The 8,011-nt window shown below is 69.5% G+C and carries 7 protein-coding genes; 1 reads left to right on the forward strand and 6 read right to left on the reverse strand.

Annotated elements, in window-relative coordinates:
• The 6 genes from prpF to prpB form a co-directional block, all read right to left on the reverse strand.
• Window positions 1-865, reverse strand: an 865-nt coding sequence (gene prpF, locus D588_RS0111060; RefSeq protein WP_017916022.1) for a 2-methylaconitate cis-trans isomerase PrpF, incomplete at its 3' end; no start/stop codon positions are given.
• Between the two features lie 38 nt (window positions 866-903).
• Window positions 904-1,407 carry an SRPBCC family protein gene (locus D588_RS0111065; protein WP_017916023.1) on the reverse strand — a complete coding sequence of 168 codons (504 nt, stop codon included), beginning with the start codon at window positions 1,405-1,407 and terminating at the stop codon, window positions 904-906.
• A 30-nt stretch (window positions 1,408-1,437) separates the two neighbouring features.
• On the reverse strand, window positions 1,438-4,053 hold the full coding sequence (gene acnD, locus D588_RS0111070) for a Fe/S-dependent 2-methylisocitrate dehydratase AcnD (protein ID WP_017916024.1): 2,616 nt from the start codon (window positions 4,051-4,053) through the stop codon (window positions 1,438-1,440).
• A gap of 314 nt (window positions 4,054-4,367) precedes the next feature.
• Window positions 4,368-5,531 (reverse strand): 2-methylcitrate synthase, encoded by a 1,164-nt coding sequence (gene prpC, locus D588_RS0111075; RefSeq protein WP_017916025.1) that lies wholly within the window; start codon window positions 5,529-5,531, stop codon window positions 4,368-4,370.
• A 40-nt stretch (window positions 5,532-5,571) separates the two neighbouring features.
• Entirely contained in the window at window positions 5,572-6,177 is a 606-nt protein-coding gene (locus tag D588_RS0111080; RefSeq protein WP_017916026.1) for a DUF1003 domain-containing protein, read from the reverse strand.
• A gap of 31 nt (window positions 6,178-6,208) precedes the next feature.
• Window positions 6,209-7,096, reverse strand: a complete 888-nt coding sequence (prpB, locus tag D588_RS0111085; protein ID WP_017916027.1) for a methylisocitrate lyase — start codon at window positions 7,094-7,096, stop codon at window positions 6,209-6,211.
• Window positions 7,097-7,214: 118 nt separating this feature from the next.
• Between prpB and D588_RS0111090 the strand changes: the two genes are divergently transcribed.
• A partial coding sequence (locus tag D588_RS0111090; RefSeq protein ID WP_017916028.1) for a citrate synthase occupies window positions 7,215-8,011 on the forward strand: 797 nt, incomplete at its 3' end.

Raw genomic sequence — 8,011 nt, forward strand, 5'->3', positions numbered from 1 at the left:
TGTAGTCGGCCGGCGGCGCGACGAAGGCGACCTTGGGCGTGTGCTGGCGGGTCGCCGCATCGTCCAGCGTGGCGATCAGGCCCATGCGCAGCGCGCCGTACGCGCGGATGGTCTCGAAGCGCTGCAGCGCCTGCGCATCGCCGTTGATCGCGTCCTGCAGTTCGGTGCCCTGGTAACCCAGCGCCTGCGCCTCGAGGAAGATGGTGGGAATGCCGGCGTTGATCAGGGTCGCCTGGAAGCTGCCGACGCCGGGTACTTCCAGCGTGTCGACCAGGTGGCCGGTGGGGAACATGGCGCCGCCGGCGCCGTCCTCGTCGGCGGCCGGGTCGAGGAATTCCAGCGCGATCTCCGCCGCCGGGAAGGTCACCCCGTCCAGTTCGAAATCGCCGGTTTCCTGCACCGCGCCATCGGTCATCGGCACCTGCGCAACGATGGTCTTGCCGATGTTGGCCTGCCAGATCCGCACCGTGGCCACGCCATCGCGCGGAATCCGCGCCGGATCCACCAGCCCGGCGGCGATCGCGAACGGCCCCACCGCCGCCGACAGGTTGCCACAGTTGCCGCTCCAGTCCACGAACGCGCGCTCGATCGCCACCTGGCCGAACAGATAATCCACGTCGTGGTCCGGGCGCGTGCTCGGCGCCACGATCACGGTCTTGCTGGTGCTGGAGGTCGCCCCGCCCATGCCGTCGATCTGCTTGGCATAGGGATCGGGGCTACCGATCACCCGTTGCAGCAGCGCATCGCGCGCCGGGCCCGGCGTCTGCGCCGCCGCGGGCAGGTCCTGCAGGCGGAAGAACACGCCCTTGGAGGTGCCGCCGCGCATGTAGGTGGCGGGGATGCGGAGTTGCGGAGCGTGGGCCATGGCGGTTCCGGGTGCGTACGAAAAGAAGAGACGGCGGATCAGGGCGAATCGGGAATCTCGGGCTCGACCAACTGCGTCAGCAGGCTCAGCGACTCCTGCCAGCCGAGGTGGCAGAACTCCACCGGGATCTGCGGCGGGATGCCCTCCTGCACGATCTCCAGCGCAGTGCCGCAGGCCACCGGCCGCAGCCGCACGGTCACGATCATCTCGCCGGGCAGGTCCGGGTTGTCGAAGCGGTCGGTGTGGCGGATCAGCTGGCCGTGCACCAGTTCCAGGTAGGTGCCGCCGAAGGCACTGCTGGTGCCGGTGCCGAGGTTGGTGAAACTCATCCGGTAGCTGCCGCCCACCCGCGCGTCCAGCGCATGCACGGTGGCGACGAAGCCGTGCGGTGGCAGCCATTTGACCAGCGCCGCCGGTTCCAGGAAGGCGCGGTAGACGCGCTCGGCCGGCGCGCGCAGCACGCGATGCAGGTGGACTGTTCCGGTGGTGGCGGCGGACGTGGTCATGGCGGTCTCCTCGGCGGTAGCGGGCGCGGCCAGCATGGCACGCGCCCGATGACAGCGGCAGCCGGCTCAGGCGCTGCGGGCGTCCTCGAGGAAATCCTGGGCGAAGCGCTGCAGCACGCCGCCGGCCTCGTAGATGGACACTTCCTCGTTGCTGTCCAGGCGGCACAGCACCGGCACCTCCACCACGGCGCCGTCCTTGCGGACGATGCGCAGGGTCAGCGTGGCGCCCGGCGTGCACGCGCCGACCACGTCGAAGGTCTCGCTGCCGTCGATGCCCAGGGTCGTGCGTGTGGTGCCCGGCAGGAACTGCAGCGGCAGCACGCCCATGCCGATCAGGTTGGTGCGATGGATGCGCTCGAAGCCCTCGGCCACGATCGCCTCGACCCCGGCCAGGCGCACGCCCTTGGCCGCCCAGTCGCGCGAAGAACCCTGGCCGTAGTCGGCGCCGGCGATCACGATCAGCGGCTGCTTGCGCGCCATGTAGGTTTCGATCGCCTCCCACATACGCAGCACCTGCCCGTCCGGCTCCAGCCGGGTCAGCGAGCCCTGCTTCACCTTGCCATCGACCACCGCCATTTCGTTGATCAGCTTCGGGTTGGCGAAGGTGGCGCGCTGCGCGGTGAGGTGGTCGCCGCGATGGGTGGCGTAGGAATTGAAGTCCTCCTCCGGCACGCCCATGTGCGCCAGGTATTCGCCGGCGGCGCTGTCGGCCAGGATCGCGTTGGACGGCGACAGGTGGTCGGTGGTGATGTTGTCGCCGAGCACCGCCAGCGCGCGCATGCCGCGCAGCGTGCGTTCGCCGGCCAGCGCGCCTTCCCAGTACGGCGGGCGTCGGATGTAGGTGCTGCGCGGGCGCCAGGCGTACAGCGGCGCCACCGGCGCGCCCTGCTCCACGCGCACGTTGAACATCGGCGCATAGACCCGGCGGAACTGCTCCGGCTTCACCGCGGCGCGCACCGCCGCATCGATCTCGGCGTCGCTGGGCCAGATGTCCTTCAGCCGCACCTCGCGGCCGTCGGCGTCGGTGCCCAGCACGTCCTTCTCGATGTCGAAGCGCACCGTGCCGGCGATGGCGTAGGCGATCACCAGCGGCGGCGAGGCCAGGAACGCCTGCTTGGCGTAGGGATGGATGCGCCCGTCGAAGTTGCGGTTGCCCGACAGCACCGCAGTGGCGTACAGGTCGCGCTCCACGATCTCCTGCTGGATGCGCGGATCCAGCGCGCCGCTCATGCCGTTGCAGGTGGTGCAGGCGAAGGCGACGATGCCGAAGCCCAACGCTTCCAGGTCCGGCAGCAGGCCGGCCTCCTCCAGGTACAGTTGCACCGCCTTGGAACCGGGCGCCAGCGAAGTCTTCACCCACGGCTTGCGGGCCAGGCCGCGCGCGCGCGCATTGCGCGCCAGCAGGCCGGCGGCGATGACGTTGCGCGGGTTGGAGGTGTTGGTGCAACTGGTGATGGCGGCGATGATCACCGCGCCGTCGGGCATGCGCCCCTGCGCCTGCTCGGCCTGGCCGGCGGCCAGCTTGGCCGGGTCGGCGATGCCGCGCGCGGCCAGCTCGGTGGTCGCCACGCGCTTGTGCGGATTGCTGGGGCCGGCCATGTTGCGCACGACCTGCGACAGGTCGAAGCGCAGCACGCGCTCGTACTGCGCGGTGGCCAGCGCATCGGCCCACAGTCCGGTGGTGCGCGCGTACTGCTCCACCAGCGCCACCTGCGCTTCCTCGCGCCCGGTCAGGCGCAGGTAGTCCAGGGTCTGCTGGTCGATGTAGAACATCGCCGCGGTGGCGCCGTATTCCGGGCACATGTTGGAGATGGTGGCGCGGTCGCCGATGGTCAGCGCGGCGGCGCCTTCGCCGAAGAACTCCAGGTACGCGCCGACCACACGCTCCTGGCGCAGGAACTCGGTCAGCGCCAGCACCACGTCGGTGGCGGTGATGCCCGGCTGCGGACGGCCGCTCAGCTCCACGCCGACGATGTCCGGCAGGCGCATCCACGAGGCGCGGCCGAGCATCACGCTCTCCGCTTCCAGCCCGCCGACACCGATCGCGATCACCCCCAGTGCGTCCACGTGCGGGGTGTGGCTGTCGGTGCCCACGCAGGTATCGGGAAACGCGACGCCGTCGTGCACGTAGATCACCGGCGACATCTTCTCCAGATTGATCTGGTGCATGATGCCGTTGCCCGGCGGGATCACGTCCACGTTGCGGAACGCGCGCTTGCTCCAGTCGATGAAGTGGAAGCGATCCTCGTTGCGGCGATCCTCGATCGCGCGGTTCTTGGCGAAGGCCTGCGGATCGTCGCCGCCGCACTCCACCGCCAGCGAGTGATCGACGATCAACTGCACCGGCACCACCGGATTGACCTTGGCCGGGTCGCCGCCCTGCTCGGCGATGGCATCGCGCAGCCCGGCCAGGTCCACCAGCGCGGTCTGGCCGAGGATGTCGTGACACACCACCCGCGCCGGAAACCACGGAAAATCCAGGTCGCGGCGGCGCTCGATCAACTGCAGCAAGGCGTCGTGCAGCAGATCCGGATCGCAGCGACGCACCAGGTTCTCGGCGAACACCCGCGACACGTAAGGCAGGCCGGCATAGGCGCCCGGGCTGATCGCATCGACTGCGGCCTGCGCGTCGAAGTAGTCCAGCGCGGTGCCCGGAAGGGATTTACGGTAGTGGCTGTTCATGGCTGGCTACAGTAGAAAAAAAGCGAAGACAGGACCCCTTCTCCCTTCGGGACCTTGGCCCCCTTCTTGGGGGAAGGTGCCCCGAAGGGGCGGATGAGGGTACGAGCGAAGCCTAGTGCAACCCGATTCCTCATGAGGGGCGGATGAGGGTACGGGCGAAGCCTGGTGCAATCCGATTCCTCATGAGGGGCGGATGAGGACACGGGCGAAGCTCTTGCGACCCAACACCACGAGGCTGCGCCCGTACTCTCACCCCCGACCCCTCTCCCGACGGGAGAGGGGAGTGTCACTCGGGGTCGAGGCGTACAGGCGCATCACTTGCGCTGATCGATCGGCACGAACGCCTGATCCTCCGGCCCCACGTAGTGCGCGCTGGGGCGGATGATCTTGCCGTCGATGCGCTGCTCGATGATGTGCGCGCTCCAGCCGGCGGTGCGGGCGATCACGAACAGCGGGGTGAACATCGCCGTCGGCACGCCCATCATGTGGTAGCTGACCGCGCTGAACCAGTCCAGGTTGGGGAACATCTTCTTGATGTCCCACATCACCGTCTCCAGCCGCTCGGCGATGTCGTACATCTTGCGGCTGCCCTGCGCCTCGGACAGTTCGCGCGCCACGTCCTTGATGACCTGGTTGCGCGGATCGGACACCGTGTACACCGGGTGGCCGAAGCCGATGATGACTTCCTTGCGCTCGACCCGCGCGCGGATGTCGGCCTCGGCCTCGTCCGGCGTGTCGTAGCGCTTCTGCACCTCGAAGGCGACCTCGTTGGCACCGCCGTGCTTGGGCCCGCGCAGCGCGCCGATGCCGCCGGCGATGGCGCTGTACATGTCGCTGCCGGTGCCGGCGATGACCCGGCAGGCGAAGGTGGACGCGTTGAACTCGTGTTCGGCGTAGAGGATCAGGCTGGTGTGCATCGCCTGCACCCATTCCTCGTGCGGCTTGAAGCCGTGCAGCAGACGCAGGAAATGCCCGCCGATCGAATCGTCGTCGGTCTCCACCTCGATGCGCCGGCCGTTGTGGCTGTAGTGGTACCAATACAGCAGCATCGAGCCGAGGCTGGCCATCAGCTTGTCGGCGATATCGCGCGCGCCGGGATGGTTGTGGTCGTCCTTCTCCGGCTGCACGCAGCCCAGCACCGACACGCCGGTGCGCATCACGTCCATCGGATGTGCCGACGGCGGCAACTGCTCCAGCGCGGCCTTGACCGCGGCCGGGATGCCGCGCAGCGAGCGCAGCTTGGCCTTGTAGCCGCGCAGCTCGCTGTTGCTGGGCAGCTTGCCGTGCACCAGCAGGTAGGCGACCTCTTCGAACTGGCTGGTGCGCGCCAGGTCCAGGATGTCGTAGCCGCGGTAGTGCAGGTCGTTGCCGCTGCGGCCCACCGTGCACAGCGCGGTGTTGCCGGCGGCGGTGCCGGACAGGGCCACCGATTTCTTCGGCTTGAAGGCGGGGGCGGTCTGCGGAGCGGTGTCGTTCATGGCGAATCTCCCGGTGTTGCGGTCGGATGGACGCAGTGGATCAGGGGGCGTGCGGCGCCGGTGGCCAGGCCCCGGCGCGCTCGAGCAGTTGCTGCAGCATGGCGATCTGGCGGTTCTGCTGATCCACCAGCGTCGCCCAGTCCTGCTCGCGCAGCTGGTTGAGCTTCTCGTGCACCTGCAGGATTTCCAGTTCGGATTTGATGTTCACTTCGTAGTCGTTCTGCGCGCGCAGGCGGTCCACCGCCGCCTGGCGGTTCTGGCTCATCATGATCACCGGCGCCTGGATCGCGGCCAGGCACGACAGGCACAGGTTGAGCAGGATGTAGGGATACGGATCGAAGGCGCGCGCCAGCACCAGGCTGTTGAGCGCGATCCAGCCCAGCAGCACCACGCAGAAGCCGATGATGAAGCTCCAGCTGCCGCCGATCTCGGCGACGCGGTCGGCGACGCGCTCGCCCAGCGAGCGGTCGCGGTCGGCCTGCGTGACGATGTCGCGGGCCACGTGGCGCTTGGCGATGAAGCGCTCCACCACCTCGCGCTCGGCTTCGGGCAGCTTCTCCAGTTCGGTCTGCAGCAACTGCCGCGCGGTCTGGCGGCGATCGATGCGGCTGCGCAGCGACGAAGAGGGACCGGCATTGGGATTCATGGACGGACTCGGGCGGGAAAATCGCCGCCGATCATGCGCCCTTGCCGGCGAACAGCGCATCCAGGCGCTGCTCGAAGGCGTGGTAGCCGATGCGCGCGTACAGCTCCTCGCGGGTCTGCATGCGCTCCAGCACTCCCTGCTGATGGCCGTCGCGGCGGATCGCGGTGTACACGTCCTCGGCGGCCTTGTTGGCGGCGCGGAACGCCGACAGCGGGAACAACTGGATCGCCACGCCGGCCGACGCCAGTTCGTCGCGGGTGAACAGCGGGGTCTTGCCGAACTCGGTGATGTTGGCCAGCACCGGCACCTTCACCGCGTCGACGAAACGGCGGTAGGTGTCCAGGTCGTAGGCGGCCTCGGCGAAGATGCCGTCGGCGCCGGCCTCCACGCAGGCGATGGCGCGTTCGATCGCCGCGTCCACGCCCTCGGCCTGGATCGCGTCGGTGCGCGCGATCAGGAAGAAGTCCGGATCGGTCTTGGCATCGGCCGCGGCCTTGACCCGGTCCACCATCTCGCCCTGGCTGACGATCTCCTTGCCGGGACGGTGGCCGCAGCGCTTGGCGCCGACCTGGTCCTCGATGTGGCAGGCGGCCGCGCCGGCCTTGATCAACGCCTTGATGGTGCGCTCGATGTTGAACGCGCTCGGCCCGAAGCCGGTATCGATGTCCACCAGCAGCGGCAGCGGGCACACGTCGGTGATGCGGCGCACATCGATCAACACATCGTCCAGGGTGTTGATGCCCAGGTCGGGCAGGCCCAGCGAACCAGCCGCGACGCCGCCGCCGGACAGGTAGATGGCCTTGTAGCCGGCGCGCTGCGCCAGCAGCGCATGGTTGGCGTTGATCGCACCGATCACCTGCAACGGCGCTTCGGCGGCCAGGGCGGCGCGGAAACCGGCGCCGGGGGAAACGAGGGACATGTGCGGCTCCTGACGAAGAGGCGGTGGCGCCCGCAGGGCGTTCCGCGATGGGCGCCAATCTGGCACTCTCGCCGGCATGGATCAATCTTGATTCAATGAATCAACCTATCGTCCCTTCATGTCCGACAGCCCCGACCGCAACCTGATCTCTGCAGCGCAGGCCTGCGCCCTGCTCGGCATCAGCAGCGCCACCCTGTACGCCTACGTCAGCCGCGGCCTGCTCAGCTCGCGCGCCGGTCCCGACCACCGCAGCCGCGCCTACCTGCGCGCCGAAGTGGAGCGGCTGGCGCAGCGCAAGCGCGCCGGCCGCGGCGCCGCGCGTGGTGCCGCGCAGAGCCTGGACCGCGGCCTGCCGGTGCTGGAGACGCGGATCTCGCTGATCCGCCCCGACGGCCCCTACTATCGCGGGCGTTCGGCGGTGGCCATGGTCCGCGCCGGCGCCAGCCTGGAGGACGTCGCGCGGCTGCTGTGGGACTGCCCGGAGGGCGAAGACCCGTTCGCCAGCGCCCCGGTCGCGCCCTGGCCGGAGGTAGTGGCGCCACTGGCCGGGCATGCCGCGCTGCCGCCGCTGGAACGCGCCATGGCCTGCATCCCGCTACTGGCCCTGGAGCTTCGGCAGTCGCTCAACGCCGCCCCCGGCGTGCGCCGCGAGATCGCCGCCACCCTGCTGCGGCAGAACGCCGCGCTGCTGGTCGGCACCGCGCCGGACGCACGCCCGCTGCATCGCCTGATCGCCGACCACTGGCGTCCCGGCGACGCCGACTTCGCCGAACTGGTGCGCGCCGCGCTGCTGCTGTGCGCCGACCACGAACTCAACGTCTCCGCCTTCGCCGCCCGCGTGGTCGCCTCCACCGGCGCGCCGCTGCATGCCACCGTCAGCGCCGGCCTGGCCGCGCTGTCCGGCCCGCGCCACGG

The organism is Xanthomonas sp. SHU 308, from assembly GCF_000364645.1.
Lineage (GTDB): Bacteria > Pseudomonadota > Gammaproteobacteria > Xanthomonadales > Xanthomonadaceae > Xanthomonas_A > Xanthomonas_A sontii.